We start from the raw sequence: 25,007 nt of genomic DNA, 5'->3' as shown, positions 1-25,007 counted from the left end.
TTGTATGATTTCCGAATGAAATTAAAGAAATTTGTAGGAGAGTATGCATATTAAATATTCCCCCTATTTTTCTCCCTCACTGAATCATTAGAACTTTTTAAGTAAATTTGCCATTTCAATAGCGCCAACAGCCACTTCTGCCCCTTTGTTACCTGCTTTCGTTCCGGCGCGTTCAATAGCTTGTTCAATATTTTCAGTCGTCAATACACCGAATATCACAGGTACACCTGTGTCTTCACTCGCTTTTGCGATCCCTTTAGCCGCTTCATTACACACATAATCGTAATGTGATGTTGCACCACGAATGACACATCCTAATGTAATCACAGCATCATAGTTTCCTGTTTGCGCCATTTTTTTCGCAACTAATGGAAGCTCAAAGGCACCCGGTACATACGCAATATCGATATCCTCTTCTTTGACTTGATGACGTGTTAGCGCATCAAATGCTCCATCGACTAAACGTCCTGTAATAAAATCATTAAAGCGACTTACAACGATTCCTATTTTTAAACCTTCTCCAATTAATTGTCCTTCAAATTTCATATTAATAGCCTCCTAAATTAAATGAGATGTCCCATTTGTGTTTTTTTAACTTCTAAGTAGTCATGATTATTTTCGTTTTCGTTTGTAATTAAAGGTATTCTTCCTTTAATATCGATATCGTATTTCTTTAAACCTTGAAATTTATCTGGGTTATTGCTTAATAAATGTACAGAAGAAACGCCAAGATGTTTTAAGATTTGCGCCGCAATATCATAATCACGCAAATCTGGTTCAAAGCCTAAAGCTTCATTGGCAGTGATTGTATTATAGCCTTTCTCGATTAATTCATAAGCTTTCAACTTATTCATTAAACCAATTCCTCTGCCCTCTTGAGGAAGATATAGAATGATACCTCCATTTTTTTGAATGTACGCCATGGCTTTTTCCAGTTGCTCGCCACAATCACAACGTTCACTATGAAAAATATCCCCTGTTGCACAAGCTGAGTGGATACGTACATTCATTTCAGGATGAATATCCCCTTTAATAATTGCGAGATGTTCTTGTCCATCAAACTCTGAGGTAAAGCCAATCATATCAAATGAACCGTAACGGGTAGGTAACTTAACTTTTGCTTCTTGTTTAATTAATTTGCGGTGGACTTTAATGTAAGAAACAAGTGCTTCTATTGTAATCATTTTTAATTGATGTTTTTCTTTAAAAGCTTGTAAATCCTCTCCACGAGCCATCGTACCGTCTTCATTCATAATTTCACAAATGACACCCGCTAGCTTTGCTCCAGTTAACATTGCTAAATCAATCGCAGCTTCTGTATGACCTCGACGCGCTAATACACCGTTTTCTTGTGCGATGAGAGGGAACACGTGCCCTGGACGGTTAAATGACTGTGTATTCATATTTTCTTGGATGAGCGCACGAATTGTTTGAGTACGCTCATATGCACTTATACCAGTACTTGTAGAGACATGGTCGATACTTGTTGTAAACGCTGTCCCATGTGGATCAGTATTCATAGCAACCATCGGAGATAATCCTGCTTGAACTGCAATAGATTTTGATATAGGTGCACAAATTAGTCCGCGTCCATATTTAGCCATAAAATTAATCGTGTCATCTTTCATCCATTCAGTGATAGCAATAAGATCGCCTTCATTCTCACGATTTTCATCATCTAAAACGACAATAGGGTCGCCTGCTTTTAGTGCATTTAGGGCACTTTCAATTGAATCGAATTCCATCCTTATACCTCCATTAAAAACCTGCTTTTAGTAAATCGTCTAATTTAAGTTCCTGTTTGTTGTGATTTAAAGCTTGAACATATTTAAATAACATATCTGTTTCAAGATGCACAGCATCTCCTTTAGATTTTAAAGAAAGTGATGTAGCTTCTCGTGTTTCAGGAATTAAATGAATCTCAAAGGACGTATTAGATTTGTCAAAAACTGTCAAACTAATACCATCCACTGCAATCGAACCTTGAGGAATCATTTGAGCTAACAAATCTTTAGACGCTTCGATGGTATAAATCCATTCATTAGGCGATTGACGTACATTTGTAATCGTCCCCTTGCCATCGACATGCCCTTGTACAAAATGACCACCTAATCTGCCTGTAGCGAGCAATGCACGTTCAAGGTTAACACGATCACCTACTTGAAGTTGTCCTAAATATGTTTTATTTTCTGTACCTAAAATAACATCTACTTTAAAGCTATTTTCGTTAAATGAGGTCACTGTTAAACATGTTCCGTTTACACTAATAGAGTCTCCTCTTGACATATCTTCTAAAATTTTAGAACACGAAATCGTGATTTGGGTTGTAGGAGATTGTTTGCGGATAGATTGAATTGTTCCGACTTCTTCAACGATACCAGTGAACATCATGTCACTTCCTTTTCATGTGTATTTTCACATTAGTATCTATTAATGAGGTCTCAACAATTTCAAATTGGTGTACATGGTCTAAGTCTAGAATTTCTTCAGTTTGATAAAATTGATTTAAACCTTTTCCACCAATGATTTTCGGGGCTAAATATAAAATAAAATGCGTTATCATATTAGATGATAAAAATTGAGAGGTAACCTTTGGACCTGCTTCGACAAGAACACGTCCAAATCCTTTTTGATATAAATCTTTTAAAATCGTCTCCACGTGACATTCTTCTAAACAAATGATTTTTACATTTGGTAACGATGTTTGGAGCTCTTTGTTTTCTGTATAAATCATTATCGGACTTTCTTGGTCTTGAAACATTTGTAAGTCCCACTGTATCTTTCCTTTTTTAGACAAAACGACTCTTGTAGGATGATGCCCATTTTCTTTTCTGACCGTTAAGCTAGGATTGTCTTTATGCAGCGTCCCTGTTCCCGTGATAATGGCATCATGTTGATGTCTCAATTGAAATACTTCTTCTTTAACAGAAGGATTTGTAATCCATTGACTTTCATCATCATCTGTTGCTTGTTTCCCGTCCATACTTGCACTTACTTTAACAGTGACGGTTGGAAATCCATTTTGTTTACTTTTAAAAAAGTCTTGATACAGTGCCATTGCTCTCGGATGTGGGCGATAGTCTACCCTAACACCTGCCTCTTCCATCATTTGATGACCTGTTGCTGGAAGCGTTATGTCACGAGCAGCATACACCACATGGGCTATTTTTGTTTCAATTATACGTTTAGCACAAGGTGGAGTTTTTCCAAAATGCGAACAAGGTTCTAACGAAACATACATTGTGGCACCTTCAACATTTTTAGAACCCGCCATATCAATCGCTTGAATTTCGGCATGGCGTTCTCCTTGTTTAAGATGTGCACCCATTCCTATAATTCTGCCATCCTTCACAATAACGGCACCCACAGAGGGGTTTAAACCCGTTTGTCCTTCGACTAACTCAGCTAAAGTAATGGCTTTATCTAAATAATTCAGCAATCTTTCACCTCAAAAAAAACCACCCGATTGTCGATTCGAGTGGAAGTTAATATTTTAAAAATAGACAACTTTAAGAAACTGACGTCTATTTAAAAATTCATCAGAAAATAAACATAAAACCGTTTAAATTTTATGCTTGTGACGATTATTCTTCCTCCCATCCAGACTTTCACTGTCGGCTCTAGAATCTCACTAGATCAGCCATAGTTAATAACTACGGGTCGCAGGCTTTATTTACTGCCGGTTGGGAATTTCACCCAGCCCCGAAAGAATAGCTTATGAAATTGTATTGAGATAAAAAGATACTCAAGCACTTAATTAAGTACTTGAGTCTATATTAGCTTACCTGTTCATTTTTGACAACGAATTGACACGCAAACAGAGTGATATTACTTTTTATTTTTCTTATTTTTCTTTTTCTTCTCTTTTTTCTTTTTGTCTTTTTTATGTTTCTTTTCTTTCTTGTCATTTTTAGAGTCTTTCTTATCCTTAGCGTCTTTTTTCTTTTTATCTGCTTTAATATTTTCTTTTTCTAAGGTTTGCAGTTCATCTAATGTTTCATACAAGTTTTCAACCGAACGCACGGCTTGTTGTACAATCGCTGGAACCCCATTACGATGATAATTGACACCATTGGTCATTTGACCGATGGCTCTCATATTTTTTAATGTCCCGTATAATGGGCTAACCACTTCATTGGAGGTTGGAACGATTTGAATCCCCCCCATTGGATGGGCTTGAACAATTTGACGATCGGCAATATCTAAAAGTAGTTTGTCATCTTCGTCTAATTGCGCTAAATGTTTTTTAGACCCTGTTGCATTAATCACCACATCCACTTTGATTTCCTCTTCACTATTTTTAAATCCAAGTCTAAATTTACCATAATAATGACGAAGATTTTCTAAACCTGAGAGCACTTGTAAATGTCCTAATTTAATTTCTCTAATGACCAAACGTGCTGTTTCCTGCGGCATTGGATTGGAGTTTTCCACGATATATCTTTGATATTTATGCATAAAGCGCTCTTGATCTTCACGGCTAAAACTATTCCAAATCCAGTCCATATTTTCTTTTATCGTTTCTAATAGACTTTGTAATGCCCCAACGTCTTCAGGATGATTTAAGTCATAGTTTAAGTCTCTCACGGCGTCATATTTTCGACGTTTAAGCAGTTTTTGTAATGGGATGCTATAGTCTTCACATTCTTTTTTAAATAATTCAATCGCCTCTTCTAATGGCACAACACCCATATTTTGACGTTTCAGATAATCAAAGTTTTCAGGTGTGACATGTTTTAAAGTAATATCAATCATTTCGCCCCGAACACTCGGTAATTTGCCACTTCGTCCTGCGACAATAATCGGTTTCTTCTGATGGTGACTCACTGCATAACGTATGACATCCAAACTTGCTAAACCACTACCAATAATTGCAATCTCGTCTTCATCATTTACATTATCTAACGTTCGATTCGCTGGATAAGGAGATTGAATATAATTTGGCGTCCCTTTAAGTTGATAAGGATCGTTGTAACTCATTGTCCCTATTGTTAAAAATACATAATCATATTTTTTACAACTAGAAACATCGTCTCCAGTACATAGATTAATGGATTGAGGTAATATTTTATTACGCGCTTCCTCAATATACATATGCGTGACTTCTTGCGTTATTACATTGATATTTTCAAATGTATTATAAAACGTTTCAAGTTGCCCTTTCATATAATGACCAAACACAAAACGTGGTAAATAAGTTGCATCACCATAATCAAATTTATTTTGAGATTGATACCATTCTTTAAATTCATTTAAATTGTCTTGATTTAAAGAAATCATATCTGCAGGTACATTTGTTAACAAATCTTCACTGTCATCTTGAAATGGTTTACCTTGTCCCATATTTACTTCGTTATCATAGACATCCACTTCTAATTGTTTAAACTGCTTAAATTTCACTAAATGGCGGAGAACACTCACACCAGCTGTTCCCATTCCAATAATCGCCACCTTCATACTTCATCACCCTTTCTCCAATTATCATTTAATTTTACCCTATTTTACCTAGGATAATTAATCTCTTTTCAAAGCCTCATCACGCATATTTAAATTCAAATATGCGTGCGTTTTTTTACATGTTGAGGATGAAATCGCTAATACTTCGGGCTTATAATTAACTTTGATTTTAATGGTATGATGGGCTTGTTGCACTTCTCATAAAATCAAATTAACACTTTTTCATAATTATGAGCTACAATGAAGTAGTACCTACTCAACCCATATTTGTACCTAAAGCAAATTCATATTCTGTTCTTAAAGATTATTATACCATTAGGTGAAGCATCACTATCATTAGTACATTTTAATATTTTTAAACGAATTAAAACTTGAATAGCGTGAAATAAAGGAGTTAGTGAAATGTTAAAACGTATTTTCAAATTATTAATCACAACAGTCATTTTGTTCTTTTATTTAGGCCGAAAGAATAACGCAAAATAAACCTAAAAAAGCCAACTTTCAATAATAAAATGAAAGTCGACTTTTAAGTTATTCGTGGTTTTTACCATCTTGATGTTTTTTATCGTCTTTATAAACGTACCAATTAAAATATTTTCCTTCTGTCTTCATATCTTTGTAAAAGTCAGCCATGATTGTCGCATTACTTTTTGCCCAATTAATATCTGTTGCATATTGATGTTCTCCAGGATTTTTAGGATTCCATCTCATACTATAAAGTGTATTTTGTTCAGGGTTTTTTAAATAATGATCATGAATAAATTCGGCACCACCGTAAATGGCTTTTTGTGGCGTATCCCAACCTTTTTTCTTCGCATATTCTGCGCCAGTCTTAATCGGGTCTTCATCTAAAGCACCGACACCATAAAAGTTGTAATATTTTTTACCATCGATTTCGACACCTTTAGAAAGTTCAGAGGCTACTGAACCAGTTTCTAATAGCGCATGAGAAATTAAATAAACCTCATTCACATGTTTTGCTTTTGCTGCATTTAAGAAATCCTCAGTATGGTTAAGCAATGTAGGATGATTGATTAACATACGTTTAATACGATTTTCATCAATGCCTTGATATTGTGATAAATCTAAAAATTGATATTTTTGTTTTTTGTCATCCATAAATCCTGAACTATCCATCGCCTGACGAATTTCAGTCGGAGAGGCATCACGCCAATTTGTATGGTCTTTATTTGACACTTGTTGACTCGTATAGTTGTCTATTTGTTTTTTGGCTGCTTGATCTAATGTTACATTCAATTTTTCAACACGTTCGACCTGCTTAACCGATTTGAAAAAGATTTGGTCTTTAATCATTGAAAAAAATAAAAATCCTGCAATTGCCGTCACAATTAGTAACAACACTACAGTTATTATTGAACCTTTTTTGTGCTTTCTCATAAACACACCTCTTCAAAATGTTGTTTCAATAGAAAAAAGAAGTTTCTATTAAACATTCACGCTTGAATACAAATTTTACCACCAATATGACCCGAAAACAATTGAAGTTATACCTTGTCATGAATTCATAAAAAAAAAGTAATGAATATGTAAAGAAATTCATTACTGTTTAGGGCGAGAATAATCCATCATAATAAAGCTTACAGCTTGAGAACGATTTTTATAATAATATTGTGTTAAGTCTATTGTTCCCTCTGTAGCGCCTTCACGATACATCATTTCTTTCGTCATATTATTAATCATGACAAACTCAGATCGATCACGGATAATGTCTAAATCATCATGACGTGCGAAAAAATGTTCTAAGTTTAAATGTTCGTAATCCATATGTTCCTCCATTTCCCATTCTATGTAAAAAACGTCGAAATTCTACATTAAGGACTAAATTTTTCTAAAACACAAACCTTTATGTCGTTGTTACGTTGAATTCAATCTAAAAATATCATAAAAATCCATGTGCCTCAATTAATAAAAACTGATACAAAAGATTCGACCGGTCAATTTTACATTAGGAGGAAAATTATGAATTACGAAGATTTATATATGAAATATGAAAAGTATATACACTATCTTCTCAAAAAATACTATATTCGGTATAATTATGATGAGTATTTTCAAATGTTGATGATTCGTTTATGGGAACTCCAACATCAATATGATTACAGACGTTCGAAAAATTTCCATGCTTATCTCCGCACTAAACTTCACTTTTATCTTTTAGATCTTTTTAGAAAACAACAGATGATCACCATTTTATCAGAAGCTTCCCTCGCTACTCAAATAGCTCCGAAAACATCATTCTTATCACTAGAACTTTATTTCATATTTAATCAACTGACATCCAAACAACGTCAATGGCTCGTTTACCATCTTCAAGGCTACACGCAAAAAGAAATATGTGAGAAGATGTGTTGTGCTTTAAGCACAATCAAAAATTATCAACGGCAAACTTATGACATCTTAAAAAGCAACATGAGCCCCCGTCCATAGAAAGGAAGATGTACTCATTGAACAATCACACTTTATTATATTTTAAAACTGCTGAGTCTTTAACGTATGCTTTAAAGGTACAATATACCACTTTTTCTATATATTCAACGCTTAGCCTTCAACGTTTTATCCAAGTGTTACTTAAAGAACACCACAAACATTTATCCACACAAATTGCACTCTCCAGTGAATTGCTCCATATTGGACAATATATTCCAATCTTTGTTTCTCCTCAACTCATCATCTGTCCACTTTATGCCAAACGTTCCACAGAGCAAATTTATATCAATATGGTACAAGTCATTGGAATGCATTCTTTTAGAAGACAAACACACATAATTTTTTCAAATTATCATCAGATTACTGTCAATGCCCCAATAACCTTCTGTGCTAAAAAATGGAAAGAATGTATGCTATTAAGTCAGCTACTTATGCATTCGATTTAATTTATAATCAATTAATCGTTTTGTAAAAAATGCATTCACAGGTTTCATTAATAATAATGTGAGGAGTGTAGCAAAAATACTCGTAATCATAATTATACTCACGTACGCCCCATTCAATGAAGATGTAGGATCTATTAGATGCTTTACTGAAGTTAAAGTTAATAATAGGCCTAAAATGAAAAAGCCTAATAATATCACATTGGCAACGAATAAACCTATCAAAGCGCCTAATAAATGCATTTGAGATTTTTCTTTGGAATTAAATACTTTTTGCTTTAAAAAAGAGACGACAAATTGATTGTTTGTTTTGTAATTTTGAATAAACTCGCTTTCATCATAGTGTCTGAGTGTTTGAGCCAAACGTGTTTTCTCTTTTTTATTTAAATACCATAGTTGTTTTGTAATTGTCTTTTCTCTTGAACTTTTAATCATTGAATTACTCCTTATGGGTTATGAAATATGATAAAAGAATAGACTCAAACCTTCGGAAAAATCCGAAGTGTTTGAGTCTTCTTTGTTTACATTGACTCGATTATAAAATACTTAAACCTGAACTTTGAATGTCTTTAGAAAATCCTTTAACTGTATCGACTGAAAGTTCATTTATATCACGGCCGATGTTGGGTACTTTTTTAACGACATCACTTGGACAAGTAATAATATCTGCACCAATTTCGTCTGCTTGTACGACATTGAATAATTCACGACAACTTGCCCATAGCAATTGCACACCTTTTTTACTATGAGTGACTTCTACTGCCTCTTTCATAAGCGGTAAAGGATCTACACCAGTATCTGCAATACGCCCTGCAAATACAGATACATAAGTTTCTACGCCTTCAGTCACTGCTTCTGTAATGTCTTTAACTTGTTCGATCGTATAAACAGCTGTGACGTTTAATTTCACACCTTTTGCAGACAACTTTTTAATTAAAGGTAACATTGTTTCACCTTTTGTATTTACAATAGGTATTTTCACAAAAATATTTTCACCAAATTGTTGGATGATTTCAGCTTCTTTTTCCATTGTTTCCATATCATCTCCGAAAACTTCAAAAGAAATTGAAGCATCCGGAATAGCTTCTACAACTTCTTTAGCAAATTGTTTGTAATCTTTGACACCTGCTTTAGCCATTAAACTCGGATTCGTTGTAAAACCGTCAACCTCTTTATTTTGATATGCTTGTTTCATTTGGTTAATATCTGCACCATCTGCAAATACTTGCACTTTTAAATTATTCATAATGCCCTCCTAGAAGTAAGATTAGATATTTAAGTTATATCATTTTTTATAGTCTTAACGCTATATTTACGCTTACAAATTATCAAAAGTATCCATTTCTTTAATGAAATAAAATATGATATGATATGTAACGATAAGGAGGCATTCATATGTCAAAATCCAAAAAATACTTTTATTTAGCTTTATTGCTAACACTTATTAGCTTATATTTAAACTCCATGAATCCTTTATTAAACTTACACTTTCAATCCGTAGTGAAAATCATTATATTTAGCATTTTTGTTAATGCGCTCATTTTAATCCTTGCTATTATTTTTGCAGATAAGTCTATTAAGTATTTGCCTAAATCAAAGAGTTGGATACATAAAGCTTCTAAACTCCTACCTTGGTTCTTATTAATTGTGATTATTTTCCATATCATTACATCGCTATTTACATTTGGTATTTTCTAAGCGAAAGTGGTGGAAATATGCAGTACTTTTTTATTTTTTTAGGTGGAGCTTTGGGTGCTTTGCTGCGTTACTTTTGTTCCTTAATCCCCTTTTGGTATGAGCTACCGGTTGGCACTTTTTTCGCCAATATTATCGGAGCTTTTTTTATGGGGCTTATAAGCACATATGCACTCCATCTTTTTAAAAGATATCCTCAGTTAAAAAAAGCGGTTACAACCGGGGTTTTAGGAGCCTTAACGACATTCTCAACTTTTCAATTTGAACTCTATTCATTTGTTCAAAATGAGGCATGGTTCGAAGTCTTGTTTTACTTTATAGTAAGTAGTGGCATGGGATTAATTAGTTGTGGCTTCGGTTATAAATTGGGAGCGGATTTATCATGACACTCATTGCTATTTTAATTGGCGGGGGCATTGGCGCCACTTTAAGAGCTTTTCTCACTGAACTCATTCCTCCACAAGGACGCTACTCCTTTCCATTATCTACATTTATCATTAATATAAGTGGTTGCTTTATGTTTGGCTTTTTGACGCCTTTATTCACAGAGCACCACGCATTATATTTTTTCGTTTTTGTAGGCATATTAGGAGGATTCACCACATTTTCAACCTTACAATTAGATCTTATTAAAATGATTCAACATCGACATTGGCAATCATTCATTTTGCTATTTGTCATACAATATTTAGGTTGTTTTATCGCTATTTTTATTGGTTATCAGTGCTCGTTCGTTTTATTTGACTCATTTCATTAAAATAGGTATTTTAATGAAATAATGTCTAAATAATTTATGATAGTATTTTATAAAGAAGAATCTCAACATGCGTTTTTCACGTAATAGAAAACATGCTGAGATTCTTTTTAACTTTTTTGTTCTAAATAGATTTATTGACCATTGAATGTAAGTGGATCAGGTCCAATACGACGATCTTCATTTAATTGATCTAAGCGTGTCATTTGTGCTTCGCTTAATTCAAAGTCAAATACATTTAAATTTTCATCTATACGGTTTGGCGTCACTGATTTTGGAATGGTTACAACACCATGTTGAATGTTCCAACGGATAATCACTTGTGCCGGTGTGCGCTTCACTTCATTAGCAACCTCTTGAACTGTGTTATCATCTAAAATTTGGGCGTTCATTAATGGAGACCAGGATTCCATTTTAATGTGTTGCGCTTCGAGATACGCTCTTAGTTTTGTTTGTGTTAAATATGGATGAAACTCCACTTGGTTAATAACAGGTTTGATTGAAGTCTCAGCAAGTAATCGTTCTAAATGCTCAATATTAAAATTGCTAACACCTACGTTTTTAACTTTTCCTTCTTTATATAATGCCTCCATACCTTTCCAAGTGTCAATCATCACATCTTCATCTTGGCCTGGCCAATGTACTAAATATAAATCTAAGTAGTCAAGTCCAAGTTTTTTCAGAGATGTTTCATAAGCTTCTGCCACATTTTCTCGTCCATAATCACTCATCCATAACTTAGATGTTATAAATAAATCTTCTCTTTTAAGTTGAGAGGCTTCTAAAGCTTCTCTAATACCTTCACCAACTTTTTCTTCATTTTCATAAATCATTGCCGTATCAATGCTTCTATAACCATTTAAAATAGCATGTTTGACCGCTTCTTTTGCTGTATCATCATTTTTCACTCTAAAAACACCTAGACCTACTTGAGGCATTTGATGATCATTATAAAATTTAACGTATTGCATATCGCACTCATCCTTTCTTGTTCACTTTAATCATACCCGAGTGGAATCTTCATCGTAAAATAATATGTTTTTACGCTACAAATTATCCATATAAAAACACAATGATTAACATCTTCTCCTTTCGCTCGTTACATTAATGAAACCGAATGAATAAATGATGACATGTTTACTTACATGCTCCAAAATCAAAAAAAGTGGACCCCACCCTTAGGCGTGAAATCCACTTTCTCTAAAATAATTGATATACAATTAATTGAACGCTTCAATTTCATCCATAATCGCTTGAAGATCATTCACATCATATTGAATTCTACCATGGAAAACAAATTTGTTAAAAAATTCGTCAAGTTGCGCAGGCCCTACTAACACCTTTGTTCCACTTTGTGGGGCATAATTAGAAATCGTAATATCCCCTTCATGTCTTGGATTAAAGTATAAGATAGGGGTCGGTGCATATTTAAGGTTAAGTTTTTGTTGTAACGTCGTTGCTAGTTTTTCTACTGAATCAAGATGCTTTGTGTAATCAATAACCGTAAGTTTTTGTTGATCTTCTTTTTGATCAAGCACGATGGTTTGTGGCGTTTGACCATCTAAATGTAATGTTTTGAAAACATGTTCCATCATTGGATTTTCTCTAAATTGGTTTTGACTCACACCTTGATAAACATGACCTTTTAGTAATTCTGAATCAATAATATATAAACCTGTTCTTGTAAGTACAAGGTGACTAATGCGCGTAATCTCTTCCAAATCATTTGTAGGCATAAAGATATTAGCCATGATATGCATATCTTCAGGACGAATTCGCTTTTCTTTTACCAATCGCTCACGTATGCCTAGCAATCTCATATCTGTAATGTACTCACTATCATTTTTAGAAAATAATTTTAAAGCATCAATTTCACGGTTTTTTGAGGAAACCATCGTGTCATATTCCTCTTTATGACGCGTATCTGATTTTTTCTTTTCGATGCGCGCCTTTTCTAACGCTTCTTTATGCTCATTGTTTAATTTTGTTTCTCTGGATTGATACTGATTCGCGTACGTTTCTTTAGCCTTTTTTTTGCTACGCAAGGCAAACAAAAATAAAACTAAAAATAAAAGTGCTAGTACACTCACAGCGATCAACCCAATCTGAATTGGATCTAATTGAGACATTAACAATTACCTACCTTTTTCTACATTTACTTTAATATATACATTATATAAAAAAGCACATCAAATCGCGAGTCTTTATAGAAAAAACATTATTTCTCTGAAGCGACCGCTTCTTTTAAAATCTCTGTTTTGTCTGTTTTTTCCCAAGGTACGTCAATATCATTTCGTCCAAAATGACCATAAGCTGCGGTTTGTTTATAGATAGGACGTTGTAAATCTAGCATTTTAATAATACCTGCAGGTCTTAAATCAAAGTTTTGTCGAACTGCCTCAATAAGAATATCTTCTGAAACTTTGCCTGTGCCAAAAGAATCTATTGATATGGAGACTGGTTGCGCAACTCCAATAGCATAAGCGATTTGAACTTCACACTTTTTAGCCAAACCTGCAGCCACAATATTTTTCGCAACATAGCGAGCGGCATAAGCGGCTGAGCGGTCAACTTTTGTTGGATCCTTTCCTGAGAAAGCACCTCCTCCATGACGGGCATAGCCGCCATACGTATCTACGATTATTTTGCGTCCAGTGAGACCTGCATCACCTTGAGGTCCCCCGATCACAAATCGACCAGTTGGATTAATAAAGAACTTTGTCTCTTCATCTATTAATTCTTTTGGAACTGTTTGATATATCACATGTTCTTTAAGGTCTTCTTGTATTTTTTCTAATTCGACTTCTTCGTGATGTTGTGTTGAAATGACGATGGTATCAATGCGTTGAGGTTGGTTATTCGAATCATATTCTACCGTTACTTGTACTTTTCCATCTGGTCTTAAATATTCTAATGTACCGTTTTTACGCACTTCTGTTAAGCGTTTTGATAATTTGTGTGATAAATCAATTGGCAACGGCATATACGTATCTGTTTCATCAGTAGCGTAGCCAAACATTAAACCTTGGTCTCCCGCACCAATATTTAATGCTTCATCACTTTCATTATCACGATATTCTAACGCGCGGTCTACGCCTTGTGCAATATCAGGAGATTGTTCATCAATTGCAGTTAATACGGACATCGTTTTGTAGTCGTAGCCATATTTTGCTCGTGTATAACCGATTTGCTTCACTGTTTCTCTCACAACTTTAGGAATATCAACATAAGTTGAAGTTGAAATTTCTCCAGCTATTAAAGCCATACCTGTCGTTACAGTAGTTTCACAAGCTACTCGGGCATTTTGATCACCTTTTAAAATTTCATCTAAAATTGCATCAGAAATTTGATCTGCAATTTTATCGGGGTGGCCTTCTGTGACCGACTCTGATGTAAATAATCGTCTATTGTACGTCATAATAAGCTCCTTTGATTTTTAATAATTACGAAGTTCTCTCTCTAACTGAGCCAACAAAAAAGAGCCTTCACACTATAAAATAGAGAGAAGGCTCTAAACGTCCATTCGCTCTTATCGTTCAGACAATATTTGTCCGCAAACGGTTTGGCACCTTTCTTCATTAAGAAGAGGTTGCTGGGTTTCATTGGGTCCATGTCCCTCCACCACTCAGGATAAGAGAATCCGTTAAGCACTATATTACATAAATTTATGTTTAGTGTCAATTCCACCACAGCTTATGTTACTCAAATATATCAGCGATATCTCAATCTATTTATTTTTCTTAATAAATTACCTAAATTTGGTAGGGATAATGAAATCAATGTGTTATACTCTTGAATTGTAAAGGCTTACATTACCGAAATAACTATTGGAGGGATTATTCATGTCATTTGACACACAAGCAATTGATGCTTTAATTCACAAGCCTTCATCTCACTTTCAATTAACAACGACAGAACTCTACAATAAAATTTTAAAACGAGAAGAAGCTGAATTGACTGAACTTGGCGCTATTAATGCTAAAACTGGAGAGTATACGGGTCGTTCTCCTAAAGATAAATATATTGTAGATAACCCTCAAGTGAAAGATGATATTGATTGGGGTCCAATTAACCAACCTATCTCTGAAGAAAAGTTTTTAAACTTATACTATCAGGTTATCGAATATTTAGATCAAAAAGAAGAAGTTTTTGTTTTCAATGGCTATGCAGGGAGCGATAAAGATTCCCAACTTGACCTTACTGTTGTGAACGAATTTGCTTGGCATAATCTATTTGCACAAAACTTATTTATTAAGCCTAGCTCAAAAGAAGAAGCCTCTAAGATAAAAGCAGACTTCACAATCATTTCAGCACCTACTTTTAAAGCCAACCCAGAAAAAGATGGCACACGTTCTGAAACATTCGTAATTATTTCATTTAAGCACAAAACTGTTTTAATTGGTGGCACTGAGTATGCAGGCGAAATGAAGAAATCAATCTTCTCTGTCATGAACTACTTATTACCTGAACAGGATATTATGAGTATGCATTGCTCTGCTAATGTAGGCCATAAAGGGGATGTCGCCCTATTCTTCGGTTTATCTGGTACAGGGAAAACCACATTATCAGCTGACCCTAATCGTAAATTAATCGGTGATGATGAACACGGTTGGAATGAAAATGGTGTTTTCAACATTGAAGGCGGTTGTTACGCAAAAGCAATTCATCTTTCAGAAGAAAAAGAACCACAAATTTTTAATGCCATTCGTTACGGTACTGTTTTAGAAAACTGTGTTGTCGATGCGCATGGTTATGTCGATTTTGATGATAACAAATTAACAGAAAACACACGTGCTGCCTACCCTATTCATCATATCGATAATATTGTCGTACCTTCAAAAGCATCACATCCTAACACAATTATCTTTTTAACAGCAGATGCTTTTGGTGTCTTACCTCCAATTTCAAAATTATCGAAAGATCAAGCGATGTATCACTTCTTAAGTGGTTTCACATCTAAACTTGCTGGTACTGAGCGTGGTATTACGGAACCACAACCTTCATTTTCAACTTGCTTTGGTGCCCCATTCTTACCATTAAATGCCAAAGTCTATGCCGACTTATTAGGTCGTTTAATCGACAAGCATGATGTAGATGTATATTTAGTGAATACAGGCTGGACTGGTGGAAAATATGGTGAAGGCAATCGTATTGAACTTCGTCATACACGAAAAATGGTTAATGATGCAATCAGTGGAAAACTTAAAAATTCAGAGTTTGAAGAAGATCACATCTTTGGCTTAAGTATTCCTAAGACGGTTGAGGATGTTCCTACAACAATTTTACAACCTATCAACGCTTGGACAAATAAAGAAGCCTATGACAAACAAGCCAGAGACTTAGTGGCAAGATTTAAAGACAATTTCAAAAAGTTTGGTCCAGAAACTGAACATCTTGAAAAATCAGGTGGATTTAAAGGGTAATAATTAAAGCTGTGAATGCGTCTATTATAGACACTTCACAGCTTTTTATTTGTTTTATGGAATTCAATATTTTCCATCCATTGTTGAATCACTTTTAGTACTTGACACATCGCATTTGGCCGCGGAACATGTCCTTCATCAAGTTGGTAAAAAGCCTCAAATGTAGCTCCAACTTTTTTTAGATGGGCTTCTAAAGTATAAGCTTGATGAATCCCCACTTGCACATCTTTGCCTCCGTGAATAATTAAAATGGGGGGCGCGCTTTTGCCAATATGTTTCATTGCATCTCGCTTTTCATAAGCTTGCAGCGCCTTTTTAGGATGACCCACCATTCGTCGTAACACCCCTCTCAAATCGACACGTTCTTCATACATTAAATGTAAGTCACTCACTCCCCCCCAGATAATATAGCTATCTACTTGTGCATCTTGAAATGTTAAAAGACCTTGAATCCCGCCTCTTGAAAATCCTATCAAATGAAGATGAGCTTCTGGGAATTGCGCTTTTAAAATTTGAATAGCTACTGTCACATCCTTCAAATCTTCTCCCGCAAAATCATCTTGTCCCTCACTCCCGTTATTCCCTCGATAATACGGGGCAAATACTAGCGTATGATTATCAATAAATTGTAAGAGCCGCGCAAGTCTCACGCGTCCGACTTGACCTTTTCCTCCACGTAAATAAACAATAATGCGTCGTACAGGTTGAAATGGGATTAAACTTAACCCTTTGACATGAAGACCTTCGACCGCATACGTTAATTCTTCGACACGGTGTGTTTGTAGTTGTGATGGCATCCGTTTACGATTAATAAAATCCAAGCTCACCCATCCTTTCAACACATTTCAATATGGCTGGATCTTCTAACAAAAAGCTTTTATTTATATCAGGAATATCATCAAGGGTCTCAAAACAAATTGGTCCATCAGTTTCAAAATAATCATTTTTAGAATCTATCGAATGAATAAAACAGACAAAGACATCTTTAGAAAACGTCCGTACTTCATTTGACACAGTATATTGCGCGATGTAGTAAGCCGCTTCCAATTGTCCTCCTGTCTCTTCATAGATTTCACGGGCCAATGCGATTTCACTCGACTCACCTTGCTCGCGTTTACCTCCTGGAAATTCAATGCCCCGACGACGATGTTTTGTAAATAACCATTGTTGGTTGAATCGTGTCAGTCCTAAGACATGATCCCCTGTTCGTTCATCATTTGGGCCACAAAAACGTAAAGTAATATGTTGGTTCTTCTGATCAATAAACTCCAAATGCCATTCCCCTTTACTCATTATGTTAAAATAAAATCAATACAAAAAAGGAGGTTTCAACTTTGAAACGACTCTTCATTGCACCTATACGGTTTTATCAAAAATTTATATCCCCTCTTACGCCTCCATCTTGCCGATTTTACCCAACATGTTCCAATTATACAATCGAGGCCATCCAAGTTCATGGCGCAATCAAAGGAACATGGCTTGGAATCAAAAGAATCTCAAAATGTCATCCACTCCATAAAGGGGGCTTTGATCCTGTACCTTTAAAAAAAGAAAACAAACATTAAAAAGGCTTTAAACAACGACGGTCAACCGTTGGGGGCTGAAAATATAATTGTCCGTCCCTAAGTTGACCTGATGTTGCACACAAGTCAACGTCAAAATAGTAACCATGTGGTGTCACATCCCCTGCGTAGTCTCCTTGTTGACTGAGCCACGCTGTATAATATCGACTTAATGCAGCTTCATACATGCCTCCTATAACAATTTTGACACCCTCTTTTTGCAATTGATGGATTAACTCTAGCGTCCGATCAATTCCACCTAGGCGAAATGGTTTTATCACAACAACAGAGATAGGATAAGACTTACGAAGTTGAGAAATAGCCTGTATAGAAGTGGCTTGTTCATCAATAGCAATAGGTGGTAACACGTCCGCCTTTTTTAATAATTCATTCGTATGAAAAGGTTCCTCTATATAAGAAATCTGTGCTTTAGTTAATTGTTTTAAAGTCGGTACATCCGATGCAGATAACGTTTGGTTTGCGTCAATACTAATTGGCATATCAGGATACATAAGTCGTATTATTTGAACTTGTTCTAAAATATGTGATGACCACTTTAGTTTTAGACGTGCGACGTGATCTAATTGCACAATTCTATCATTAAAATCTCCATTAATCGTTTGTATGGGCGCAATTTGAAAATAAGATAACGTATGAAAATTCGGATATAACGCCATCATCACAGTTGCTCTAGCTGCTGGTGCCTCGTTGAGAAGATTTAAACTTTCAACCAATTGGTCAAAGAAATGTAACGGTTGCCCCTTCGTTTGGGTAAACCAATTTAAAATATCTCTTTTTACAGAATCAATGGTTTCTTCGTAATACCAATCTGAATCAAAAACATTAGATTCTCCAAACCATTCTTTACCCGTGTTATCTACAAGTCCGATAATCAGTATTTTACGGTGGGTCATTGTCACTTTTGGAGTTTGAATCATTTGTTTAAAACAAGGTTCAAAAATATAAAAATTGACATCTTTTATAATCATAAATGTCCCTCATTTAAAACCTGTCTTTGTAATTTACCAGTACTTGTATATGGTAAAGTTTCTACTAAATATATCACTTTAGGATGTTTGTATTTTGCTAAGCGTTCATTTAACAATTCTTGTAGACCTGTAATCACTTTTTCCCCTATGGAACTAACTACATAAAGAATCGGTCGTTCACCCCAAGTGTCGTCGGGAATGCCCACACACATCGCATCTTCAACGCCATGAAATGTTTTTGTTAAAGCCTCAATTTCGAACGGATAAATATTTTCTCCGCCACTAATAATTAAATCTTTTCTACGATCATAAATCGTTACATAGCCATCATTGACACTTGCGATGTCTCCCGTATTAAAAAAGCCTTCATCATCAAAAGCTTGCGAATTCACTTCACTTGGATAAAGATAGCCCTCCATCACATTTTGTCCTTTAACACATAGTATGCCATGTCCTTGAGCATTGGGCTGACTGATTTTAATTTCTTGTGAAGGTCCTACCACTCCGACTGTATTGGGATGCGTTTTAAGCATCTTAGGAGAAGCAGTTAAAAATTGGGAGCAAGTTTCTGTCATGCCAAAAGAATTATAAATCGGAAGTTCACGTTCTAAAGCGCTCTGAATCATCGTTTCGTCTAGTTTCGCCCCGCCTAGCAAGATTTTTTCTAAAGTATACGGTTGATCTAACCCACCATTCATGAGTCTAATCAAAGTTTGGGGGACTAATGAAACATGCGTTAACTGTTTCGATTTGATACATTCAAGGGTCTCCACAACGTCAAATTTTTCTTTTAAATAAACAGTAAAACCATATATAGCACTTCTAATAATGATACTAAGACCTGAAATATGATAAATTGGCAAAACAGTGAGCCACTTAGATTCTGAGGAAAATCCTAATGTAGCCTTGCATTCTTTTGCACTTGCCAAATGATTTTTAAAACGTTGTGGCACAGCTTTTTGAGGACCCGTAGTGCCAGAAGTAAACATTATAGAAGCAATATTTTGGATGTTAAAATCTGCAAAAGCAGTAGGCTCGGAATTACATATTGATTGAACTTCATGATATAAATAGACATTTATCGATTCGGATAGTTCTATCGGTTTTGTAGTAATCACATCGCGCACATTGACAGAGTCTAATTGTTTGATGATTTCATTTGACGTTAATCTGTGATTAATCATCACTACTTCTATGCCGTAAAGCCATGCGGCATGCACAGCAATGATAGCTTCAATCGTATTGTTAACGTAAAATCCTAAACGTGGCACATTTAAAGATTTTAATTTTTTCCCGAACTCTACTGAATGTGCATATAATTCTTTAAAAGTCATTTGCGATTCATCTGTTTCTATCGCAATAAAATCAGGCTGTTCGGTTGCACGTATTTCAAGCCAATGTTTCATATCTATGCCTCCAAAAACAATCTCAATACTATTATAAACTTTATTTGATTGCGTTGCACAAAGAGGACTCAAATTAGGGGGCAACTTTAGCTTTAGGAATTAATAACCCAAAATCTAAAAGTCACAATTGTCATTTATTAAAATTTATATTTTCATGCTACTTTACAAAGTAAAACTCTCATTAAGAAGTTCACCTCACATCTCAAGACATAAAAAAACACCTAACACAAATTGTGCTAGGTGTGAACAACGAAATTATTGTAAACCTTTGTTTTCGTTATTGTTTTGTCTATTTTTTTCATTTTTTTGTTGCCATTCTTTACGAGTCATCACATCGTCTACTTGCATGTTCACTTCAACAACGTCTAAACCAGTCATGTGTTTTACTTGCTCTTTAATAATTTCAGTAACTTTACGGAAAATTTTTGGTGCTGATTCACCATATTCTAATACAACTTTTAAATCAATAGCAGCTTGTTTTTCGCCAACTTCAGCACTTACACCTTGTGTAACGTTATTGCCACTTGAAAATGAACCACTTAAGCTATCTACAAAGCCGCCTTTCATATCTAAAATACCATTGACTTCACGTGCAGCAATGCCAGCAATTTTTTCAACGACTTCATCAGTGAAAGTAAGGTTATTTTTGAATTGAGGTTCACTTTGAGCGTTTTTTTCTTTTTCTTCACGTACTTTATCATTTACACCTGTTTGTTCATTATAAGCTTGTTTGAAATTTTGATTAGCCATTTAAAACACTCCTTTTAAATTAATACTTTCTCTTTTTTTCATCTAAACTAACTAAGTCTATTTATGAAATTCAAGAAATCTTGCGTACGATCTTTAATATACCCTAATCCTATTCCTACTAAACACAAAAAGGCAATAAGGATAGTTTTCCAAAAACCAAGTGTAATAAACAAAATAGCTAAAATTAGAAATAAGAGAAAGCCAATAATGCGCCATTTATATGCATTGAAAAAATTTGCTAACGTTTCAACTGCAGCTTGGTTCGATTGGTGATTTTCATTATTATTCATGGAAACCCTCCTTTTCACAACTATACAACACGTGGCTCATTTGAATTTTTACGTTGATCACGTACATTTATCTCAAGTTTACGAACAGGTATCTCAGCAAAGTGTTCAACACTTTCTTTAATATCGTTACGAATCTTCTCATTGAGAGTTTGTACATTTGTTGTACTTGTTGGTACTAAATAATCTGCTTTGATGTCGATATAACTATTATTCTTCTTATTATAAAGTTTAGAAATGACGTTAGGTTGACGAATATCATCATATTGTTTCAAAGTATCATAAACTGTGTTTTCGATAGACTTGCGAGAAACATAGATATGACCGTCACTATAATCTTTATATAAACCTGGTTTTCGATGTGTCGGTTTAAATGCGCTAAAGAATAATATTAAACCGATTAAAATTAAAAAGCCTGCCAATCCAATTAATAATGGTTGGAACCAATTGAACTGGTAAAAATAATTTTGATATTGTTTAATCAATTGATGATCTATGTACATAAATAATAGAAAACCAACAATCACAACAATTAACAACCCTAGAATGAAATTTTTCAATCTTTTCATTATTATTCTCACCTCCTGAAAGCATTCACTACTCTTAAATCTACCCTTAAAAAAATAATAAAAAACCTAATATGATAAAATTTATTAAAAGTATCGAAAACCGCATCATGCTTTCTTGATTAGAAAATACGTTTTCATAAAGTCTCCCTCACATTAAATACTGTTTATTAAAAAATCGTTAAATACATTTATATTCCTAAGGTAATCTCCACATCTATTCAGAAAAACGATTTGAAAGTGTTTTAACCATCGATTTAACGTGGTATATATACAGTAATTCAAATTGTAGAATTACAAATTTAATTAAGGGAGTTTTGAAAATGAAAAGACTAGAAAATAAGGTTGCCATAGTCACTGGAGGCGCAAGTGGAATCGGAAAAGCAACAGTTGAATTATTTGCTGAAGAAGGTGCTAAAGTAGTTGTTGCAAATATAGGGAATCATGGTGAAGAGTTTGTAGAGGAGCTTAATAAGAATGGTAAAGATGCCCTCTTTGTCTCTACAGATGTCACTGTCGAAGAAGACGTTAGCCGATTAATTAAAAAAACTGTTGAACATTTTGGTAGATTAGACATCATGTTTGCAAATGCGGGCATTGCAAAAGATACAAAAGCTGTAGATCTCTCATTTGAAGATTGGAAAAAAACGATTGATGTCAATTTATCTGGAGTATTTTTGTCAAATAAATATGCCATTGAACAATTTTTAAAACAGGAGAGTAAGGGTGTCATCGTTAATTGTGGTTCCATTCATAGTTTTGTTTCTTTACCACATACAACGGCATATTCCTCAGCAAAAGGTGGCGTTAAATTGCTAACTCAAAATTTATGTACAGCTTATGCCAAAGAAGGAGTACGTATTAATGCAGTGTGCCCAGGTTATATTGAGACACCGCTATTAAAGGATATTGAAGAAGACAGCAAAAAATATTTAGAAAGTCTGCATCCACAAGGTCGATTAGGCCGACCAGAAGAGGTGGCTAAATCTGTTCTATTTTTAGCAAGTGATGATGCGAGCTTTGTCAATGGTACGACACTTTTAGTCGATGGTGGCTATACTGCAATTTAGAATTGTAAAACTTAATATTTGAATTAAATAAACAACATCATGGGTCAGTTGAAAAACTGGCCTACTTTTATGATGGACTCACTAGTTTTTACAAAATGAAAAGTATGTAAAATGCTGCATCCAAGGCTACGATACCAATGATATAATTGATAGCCGTTCTTATTTTGATTTTAGTTAAATTGGTCAATATTAACATCTCATTATTAATTTTATGTCATATACACTGATTGGAATTCAGAGAATGTCTATGTGTGTCCTTTCATTTTAAATGTAATATAAAAGTTGTGCAATTTCTTTTTTTACATCTTTCATATCATTTTTTTCCTTAAACTTCATTTGTGAAGTCAATCTTGTTAAAAAACTATTACTTAGCGTAAGTGCTAGAACTTAATAAAAATAGGTTCTATACTTTTATAAATTCGTGAAGCTATCGTTCACCTGTTAAAAGTATAGAACCTATGAAATCTATCATGTTATATCTTAAAAATGAATTTGTCCCTTTATAATATTAATTAATGATTCGGGAATTGACCCTTTTGATGAGTTACAACCTTATCCACCGTCTTAAATGCTAGAAGTGCCAAAGATAGGTTTAATGTGAGTAGTAACACTGTGAAGTTACCTGTATTTGAACCTATTCCTTCATTGAAAGGCGTATTGTAAATGAAGTGCATCAGTATTGCTACAAGGACACAAACTAAACCTTGTATTTTAGTTATACCAGTATCTTTAGCAATAAGCGCCACTATGCCAATGGCAAAGATCAGTGTGAATACCCAATGTGTACCACCTGAAAAAGCAATTCGCTCTAGAAGCACAGAAAAGCCATCAGCTTTAGCTAAAAATATTTCTTGGAAAGTAAAATTACAATCCTCGATAATTTGGAAACCTAGACCAATAATCATACCACTCACTAAAGCGTTCTTTAAATCCATTTTTTTGAGGATAAGCAATACAAGTAACACTGCGAGGCCTTTACCGAATTCTTCAGCTAAAGGTCCACCAATCGCCGGTCCCCAATCTGCTCTAATAGAATCTGGAATTTTAAAAATGACAATTGTAATATATCCTACGATTGTATGGCCGATATCAGAAAAATAGACAGAAGCAGTTAGCGCCATCACCCAACTTAAATGAATTACTTTTTTAGAAATTTCAAAGCGTTTTGCTAAATAACGAGTGAGTAAAATTAATGGTATCGCATAGATAGCAATAAGAGAGATATTAAGCAAAAATAATGGATACTTATCTTCTAACCCATTCGGTTTACCAAAACTCTCATAAAAGATTTTGCAACCAGAGAAAAAACTCCATACTGCCAGAAGTATAAGTGCATGATATTTGTATTTGTTAAATAAATTTTTCATGATGTACCCTTTCTATATGAATTTTGACAGAAAATAAAATAAAACAATATGCACAAATATTACTCCTACCGCTAAAAAAGATGAAGTTAATAACTATTAAACATTGTAGTATCGAATCGTGGGAATACTTCCCCATCAATAGTCATTTTCTAAAATGCTGAGCGATTATGTTATAAATTTGGCTTTTAGCTTTTAATCATCATCGGTGCTATATTGAATTACTATAAATTCATTAACTGTATTATATATTTAAAATCTATAAATAGGCTATAAGTTAATGAAATTTTAAGATTCATATCAAAGCCCTTACATTGAAGAACACTGTTCATTCTTTTGGCATATTCCCGTGTCCTTTTTGAAGAAAATTTAACTTAAAGAAAAGAATAGTGATTCATGTTATAAGAAAGATTGAAATTCAATTCTGATTTGTTATGCTTTTGTAAGTTCATTTTTTTAATTAAATCTAGCAATTCACAAAATAAGTTTCGATTGAGGCTAAGTTTAATGATGATTTTCTCATATATATTTTGGTACTAACAATGATCACTTTATTGAATCACTTAATAAAATTAAGCCTGTTGATAGAAACGGTACTTACCATCCATTTTTTACTGTTACTTGAGGGGCTGTGTTGTATTAATATTTGACCAATGAAAGGAGCGCTATTCATTGATTGAAAAAGACCAATATAAAGTAAAAGTACTACTTATAATGATATTAGGTATAACGATTGCCTCATTGACATTACAATTTATTATCGGGGCATTATCTTTATTTTTTATTCTCCCTC

General features: G+C 34.3%; 28 protein-coding genes and 2 riboswitches. Of the genes, 8 read left to right on the top strand and 20 right to left on the bottom strand.

Annotated elements, in window-relative coordinates; translation table 11 throughout:
- Positions 1 to 87: 87 nt before the first annotated feature.
- The 7 genes from ribH to G8Y84_RS01815 form a co-directional block, all read right to left on the bottom strand.
- Complete coding sequence (gene ribH / locus G8Y84_RS01845; RefSeq protein ID WP_105965367.1) at positions 88 to 546, bottom strand: 6,7-dimethyl-8-ribityllumazine synthase; 459 nt, start codon at positions 544 to 546, stop codon at positions 88 to 90.
- Between the two features lie 17 nt (positions 547 to 563).
- Positions 564 to 1,745 carry a 3,4-dihydroxy-2-butanone-4-phosphate synthase gene (ribB, locus tag G8Y84_RS01840; protein WP_105965366.1) on the bottom strand — a complete coding sequence of 394 codons (1,182 nt, stop codon included), beginning with the start codon at positions 1,743 to 1,745 and terminating at the stop codon, positions 564 to 566.
- A gap of 13 nt (positions 1,746 to 1,758) precedes the next feature.
- The gene (locus G8Y84_RS01835) at positions 1,759 to 2,388 is read right to left on the bottom strand and encodes a riboflavin synthase (protein ID WP_037574483.1); all 630 of its coding nucleotides are present in this window, start codon (positions 2,386 to 2,388) and stop codon (positions 1,759 to 1,761) included.
- A gap of 4 nt (positions 2,389 to 2,392) precedes the next feature.
- Positions 2,393 to 3,439, bottom strand: coding sequence for a bifunctional diaminohydroxyphosphoribosylaminopyrimidine deaminase/5-amino-6-(5-phosphoribosylamino)uracil reductase RibD (gene ribD, locus G8Y84_RS01830; protein ID WP_107366670.1), 1,047 nt, complete (start codon positions 3,437 to 3,439; stop codon positions 2,393 to 2,395).
- A gap of 145 nt (positions 3,440 to 3,584) precedes the next feature.
- Positions 3,585 to 3,714: riboswitch (FMN riboswitch) on the bottom strand.
- Between the two features lie 114 nt (positions 3,715 to 3,828).
- Positions 3,829 to 5,457, bottom strand: coding sequence for an FAD/NAD(P)-binding protein (locus G8Y84_RS01825; RefSeq protein WP_165806078.1), 1,629 nt, complete (start codon positions 5,455 to 5,457; stop codon positions 3,829 to 3,831).
- Between the two features lie 531 nt (positions 5,458 to 5,988).
- Complete coding sequence (sagB, locus tag G8Y84_RS01820; RefSeq protein ID WP_037574490.1) at positions 5,989 to 6,855, bottom strand: peptidoglycan release complex glucosaminidase SagB; 867 nt, start codon at positions 6,853 to 6,855, stop codon at positions 5,989 to 5,991.
- A gap of 162 nt (positions 6,856 to 7,017) precedes the next feature.
- Positions 7,018 to 7,242, bottom strand: coding sequence for a hypothetical protein (locus G8Y84_RS01815; protein WP_037574491.1), 225 nt, complete (start codon positions 7,240 to 7,242; stop codon positions 7,018 to 7,020).
- A 195-nt stretch (positions 7,243 to 7,437) separates the two neighbouring features.
- On the opposite strand from G8Y84_RS01815, the gene G8Y84_RS01810 reads away from it, so the two are divergent.
- Together G8Y84_RS01810 and G8Y84_RS01805 are read left to right on the top strand one after the other, a co-directional pair.
- Positions 7,438 to 7,905, top strand: a complete 468-nt coding sequence (locus G8Y84_RS01810; protein WP_103158790.1) for a sigma-70 family RNA polymerase sigma factor — start codon at positions 7,438 to 7,440, stop codon at positions 7,903 to 7,905.
- A gap of 17 nt (positions 7,906 to 7,922) precedes the next feature.
- A complete protein-coding gene (locus G8Y84_RS01805; RefSeq protein ID WP_037574495.1) occupies positions 7,923 to 8,351 on the top strand; it encodes a competence protein ComK in 429 nt (142 codons plus the stop codon).
- Here the strand turns inward: G8Y84_RS01805 and G8Y84_RS01800 are convergent.
- Complete coding sequence (locus G8Y84_RS01800; RefSeq protein ID WP_037574497.1) at positions 8,331 to 8,783, bottom strand: hypothetical protein; 453 nt, start codon at positions 8,781 to 8,783, stop codon at positions 8,331 to 8,333. The genes G8Y84_RS01805 and G8Y84_RS01800 overlap by 21 nt on opposite strands.
- A gap of 100 nt (positions 8,784 to 8,883) precedes the next feature.
- Positions 8,884 to 9,594, bottom strand: a complete 711-nt coding sequence (locus tag G8Y84_RS01795) for a transaldolase (protein ID WP_037574499.1) — start codon at positions 9,592 to 9,594, stop codon at positions 8,884 to 8,886.
- Positions 9,595 to 9,743: 149 nt separating this feature from the next.
- On the opposite strand from G8Y84_RS01795, the gene G8Y84_RS01790 reads away from it, so the two are divergent.
- From G8Y84_RS01790 to G8Y84_RS01780, 3 genes are read left to right on the top strand one after another with little or no spacing between them, the layout of a single operon-like run.
- Positions 9,744 to 10,046, top strand: a complete 303-nt coding sequence (locus G8Y84_RS01790; RefSeq protein ID WP_037574501.1) for a hypothetical protein — start codon at positions 9,744 to 9,746, stop codon at positions 10,044 to 10,046.
- Positions 10,047 to 10,063: 17 nt separating this feature from the next.
- Entirely contained in the window at positions 10,064 to 10,429 is a 366-nt protein-coding gene (crcB, locus tag G8Y84_RS01785) for a fluoride efflux transporter CrcB (protein WP_105965361.1), read from the top strand.
- Positions 10,426 to 10,800, top strand: coding sequence for a fluoride efflux transporter FluC (locus G8Y84_RS01780; protein WP_037574506.1), 375 nt, complete (start codon positions 10,426 to 10,428; stop codon positions 10,798 to 10,800). The genes crcB and G8Y84_RS01780 overlap by 4 nt, the downstream gene beginning before the upstream one ends.
- A gap of 131 nt (positions 10,801 to 10,931) precedes the next feature.
- Here the strand turns inward: G8Y84_RS01780 and G8Y84_RS01775 are convergent, their stop codons facing one another.
- From G8Y84_RS01775 to metK, 3 genes are all read right to left on the bottom strand, one after another.
- A complete protein-coding gene (locus G8Y84_RS01775; protein ID WP_103158792.1) occupies positions 10,932 to 11,768 on the bottom strand; it encodes an aldo/keto reductase in 837 nt (278 codons plus the stop codon).
- 249 nt (positions 11,769 to 12,017) lie between these two features.
- Positions 12,018 to 12,926: an NERD domain-containing protein gene (locus G8Y84_RS01770; protein WP_037574509.1), complete on the bottom strand. Its 909-nt coding sequence runs from the start codon at positions 12,924 to 12,926 to the stop codon at positions 12,018 to 12,020.
- An 89-nt stretch (positions 12,927 to 13,015) separates the two neighbouring features.
- Positions 13,016 to 14,215, bottom strand: coding sequence for a methionine adenosyltransferase (gene metK / locus G8Y84_RS01765; RefSeq protein WP_037574511.1), 1,200 nt, complete (start codon positions 14,213 to 14,215; stop codon positions 13,016 to 13,018).
- Positions 14,216 to 14,323: 108 nt separating this feature from the next.
- Positions 14,324 to 14,434, bottom strand: a riboswitch (SAM riboswitch).
- A 205-nt stretch (positions 14,435 to 14,639) separates the two neighbouring features.
- On the opposite strand from metK, the gene pckA reads away from it, so the two are divergent.
- The gene (gene pckA, locus G8Y84_RS01760) at positions 14,640 to 16,220 is read left to right on the top strand and encodes a phosphoenolpyruvate carboxykinase (ATP) (RefSeq protein WP_037574513.1); all 1,581 of its coding nucleotides are present in this window, start codon (positions 14,640 to 14,642) and stop codon (positions 16,218 to 16,220) included.
- A gap of 35 nt (positions 16,221 to 16,255) precedes the next feature.
- On the opposite strand, the gene G8Y84_RS01755 is transcribed toward pckA, so the two are convergent.
- Positions 16,256 to 17,041 (bottom strand): alpha/beta hydrolase family protein, encoded by a 786-nt coding sequence (locus tag G8Y84_RS01755; RefSeq protein WP_210433435.1) that lies wholly within the window; start codon positions 17,039 to 17,041, stop codon positions 16,256 to 16,258.
- A complete protein-coding gene (gene ytkD / locus G8Y84_RS01750) occupies positions 17,028 to 17,492 on the bottom strand; it encodes an RNA deprotection pyrophosphohydrolase (protein WP_037574517.1) in 465 nt (154 codons plus the stop codon). The genes G8Y84_RS01755 and ytkD overlap by 14 nt, the downstream gene beginning before the upstream one ends.
- A gap of 62 nt (positions 17,493 to 17,554) precedes the next feature.
- Here ytkD and yidD point away from each other — a divergent pair, with 62 nt between their 5' ends.
- Entirely contained in the window at positions 17,555 to 17,785 is a 231-nt protein-coding gene (yidD, locus tag G8Y84_RS01745) for a membrane protein insertion efficiency factor YidD (RefSeq protein ID WP_037574520.1), read from the top strand.
- Here yidD and menC read toward each other — a convergent pair.
- The 5 genes from menC to amaP all read right to left on the bottom strand — a co-directional run bounded on the left by menC (position 17,782) and on the right by amaP (position 21,783).
- Positions 17,782 to 18,771, bottom strand: a complete 990-nt coding sequence (menC, locus tag G8Y84_RS01740; protein WP_165806077.1) for an o-succinylbenzoate synthase — start codon at positions 18,769 to 18,771, stop codon at positions 17,782 to 17,784. The genes yidD and menC overlap by 4 nt on opposite strands.
- Positions 18,768 to 20,177 carry an o-succinylbenzoate--CoA ligase gene (menE, locus tag G8Y84_RS01735; protein ID WP_037574527.1) on the bottom strand — a complete coding sequence of 470 codons (1,410 nt, stop codon included), beginning with the start codon at positions 20,175 to 20,177 and terminating at the stop codon, positions 18,768 to 18,770. Before menE ends, menC begins: the two co-directional genes overlap by 4 nt.
- 255 nt (positions 20,178 to 20,432) lie before the next feature.
- Positions 20,433 to 20,927 (bottom strand): Asp23/Gls24 family envelope stress response protein, encoded by a 495-nt coding sequence (locus G8Y84_RS01730; protein WP_037574529.1) that lies wholly within the window; start codon positions 20,925 to 20,927, stop codon positions 20,433 to 20,435.
- 47 nt (positions 20,928 to 20,974) lie between these two features.
- On the bottom strand, positions 20,975 to 21,217 hold the full coding sequence (locus G8Y84_RS01725; protein WP_037574531.1) for a DUF2273 domain-containing protein: 243 nt from the start codon (positions 21,215 to 21,217) through the stop codon (positions 20,975 to 20,977).
- A gap of 20 nt (positions 21,218 to 21,237) precedes the next feature.
- Positions 21,238 to 21,783 carry an alkaline shock response membrane anchor protein AmaP gene (gene amaP / locus G8Y84_RS01720; protein WP_210433434.1) on the bottom strand — a complete coding sequence of 182 codons (546 nt, stop codon included), beginning with the start codon at positions 21,781 to 21,783 and terminating at the stop codon, positions 21,238 to 21,240.
- Positions 21,784 to 22,103: 320 nt separating this feature from the next.
- On the opposite strand from amaP, the gene G8Y84_RS01715 reads away from it, so the two are divergent.
- On the top strand, positions 22,104 to 22,850 hold the full coding sequence (locus G8Y84_RS01715) for an SDR family NAD(P)-dependent oxidoreductase (protein ID WP_105965360.1): 747 nt from the start codon (positions 22,104 to 22,106) through the stop codon (positions 22,848 to 22,850).
- A gap of 512 nt (positions 22,851 to 23,362) precedes the next feature.
- Here the strand turns inward: G8Y84_RS01715 and G8Y84_RS01710 are convergent.
- A complete protein-coding gene (locus tag G8Y84_RS01710; protein ID WP_198644536.1) occupies positions 23,363 to 24,082 on the bottom strand; it encodes a PrsW family glutamic-type intramembrane protease in 720 nt (239 codons plus the stop codon).
- Between the last annotated feature and the right edge of the window lie 925 nt (positions 24,083 to 25,007).

The sequence above is a fragment of the Staphylococcus sp. 11511212 genome (assembly GCF_011394755.1).
Classification (GTDB): domain Bacteria; phylum Bacillota; class Bacilli; order Staphylococcales; family Staphylococcaceae; genus Staphylococcus; species Staphylococcus chromogenes.
The sequence above is the reverse complement of the archived record's forward strand: the minus strand, read 5'-3'. Positions and strand labels throughout refer to the sequence as shown.

Coding starts and splice junctions, on each gene's coding strand:
- ribH (WP_105965367.1), bottom strand. CDS start 546: ATGAAATTTGAAGGACAATTAATTGGAGAAGGTTTAAAAATAGGAATC.
- G8Y84_RS01800 (WP_037574497.1), bottom strand. CDS start 8,783: ATGATTAAAAGTTCAAGAGAAAAGACAATTACAAAACAACTATGGTAT.
- G8Y84_RS01835 (WP_037574483.1), bottom strand. CDS start 2,388: ATGTTCACTGGTATCGTTGAAGAAGTCGGAACAATTCAATCTATCCGC.
- sagB (WP_037574490.1), bottom strand. CDS start 6,855: ATGAGAAAGCACAAAAAAGGTTCAATAATAACTGTAGTGTTGTTACTA.
- menE (WP_037574527.1), bottom strand. CDS start 20,177: ATGAAACATTGGCTTGAAATACGTGCAACCGAACAGCCTGATTTTATT.
- G8Y84_RS01815 (WP_037574491.1), bottom strand. CDS start 7,242: ATGGATTACGAACATTTAAACTTAGAACATTTTTTCGCACGTCATGAT.
- G8Y84_RS01825 (WP_165806078.1), bottom strand. CDS start 5,457: ATGAAGGTGGCGATTATTGGAATGGGAACAGCTGGTGTGAGTGTTCTC.
- G8Y84_RS01715 (WP_105965360.1), top strand. CDS start 22,104: ATGAAAAGACTAGAAAATAAGGTTGCCATAGTCACTGGAGGCGCAAGT.
- G8Y84_RS01790 (WP_037574501.1), top strand. CDS start 9,744: ATGTCAAAATCCAAAAAATACTTTTATTTAGCTTTATTGCTAACACTT.
- menC (WP_165806077.1), bottom strand. CDS start 18,771: ATGATTATAAAAGATGTCAATTTTTATATTTTTGAACCTTGTTTTAAA.
- pckA (WP_037574513.1), top strand. CDS start 14,640: ATGTCATTTGACACACAAGCAATTGATGCTTTAATTCACAAGCCTTCA.
- G8Y84_RS01770 (WP_037574509.1), bottom strand. CDS start 12,926: ATGTCTCAATTAGATCCAATTCAGATTGGGTTGATCGCTGTGAGTGTA.
- G8Y84_RS01810 (WP_103158790.1), top strand. CDS start 7,438: ATGAATTACGAAGATTTATATATGAAATATGAAAAGTATATACACTAT.
- metK (WP_037574511.1), bottom strand. CDS start 14,215: ATGACGTACAATAGACGATTATTTACATCAGAGTCGGTCACAGAAGGC.
- crcB (WP_105965361.1), top strand. CDS start 10,064: ATGCAGTACTTTTTTATTTTTTTAGGTGGAGCTTTGGGTGCTTTGCTG.
- G8Y84_RS01780 (WP_037574506.1), top strand. CDS start 10,426: ATGACACTCATTGCTATTTTAATTGGCGGGGGCATTGGCGCCACTTTA.
- ribB (WP_105965366.1), bottom strand. CDS start 1,745: ATGGAATTCGATTCAATTGAAAGTGCCCTAAATGCACTAAAAGCAGGC.
- G8Y84_RS01730 (WP_037574529.1), bottom strand. CDS start 20,927: ATGGCTAATCAAAATTTCAAACAAGCTTATAATGAACAAACAGGTGTA.
- amaP (WP_210433434.1), bottom strand. CDS start 21,783: ATGAAAAGATTGAAAAATTTCATTCTAGGGTTGTTAATTGTTGTGATT.
- G8Y84_RS01775 (WP_103158792.1), bottom strand. CDS start 11,768: ATGCAATACGTTAAATTTTATAATGATCATCAAATGCCTCAAGTAGGT.
- G8Y84_RS01795 (WP_037574499.1), bottom strand. CDS start 9,594: ATGAATAATTTAAAAGTGCAAGTATTTGCAGATGGTGCAGATATTAAC.
- G8Y84_RS01725 (WP_037574531.1), bottom strand. CDS start 21,217: ATGAATAATAATGAAAATCACCAATCGAACCAAGCTGCAGTTGAAACG.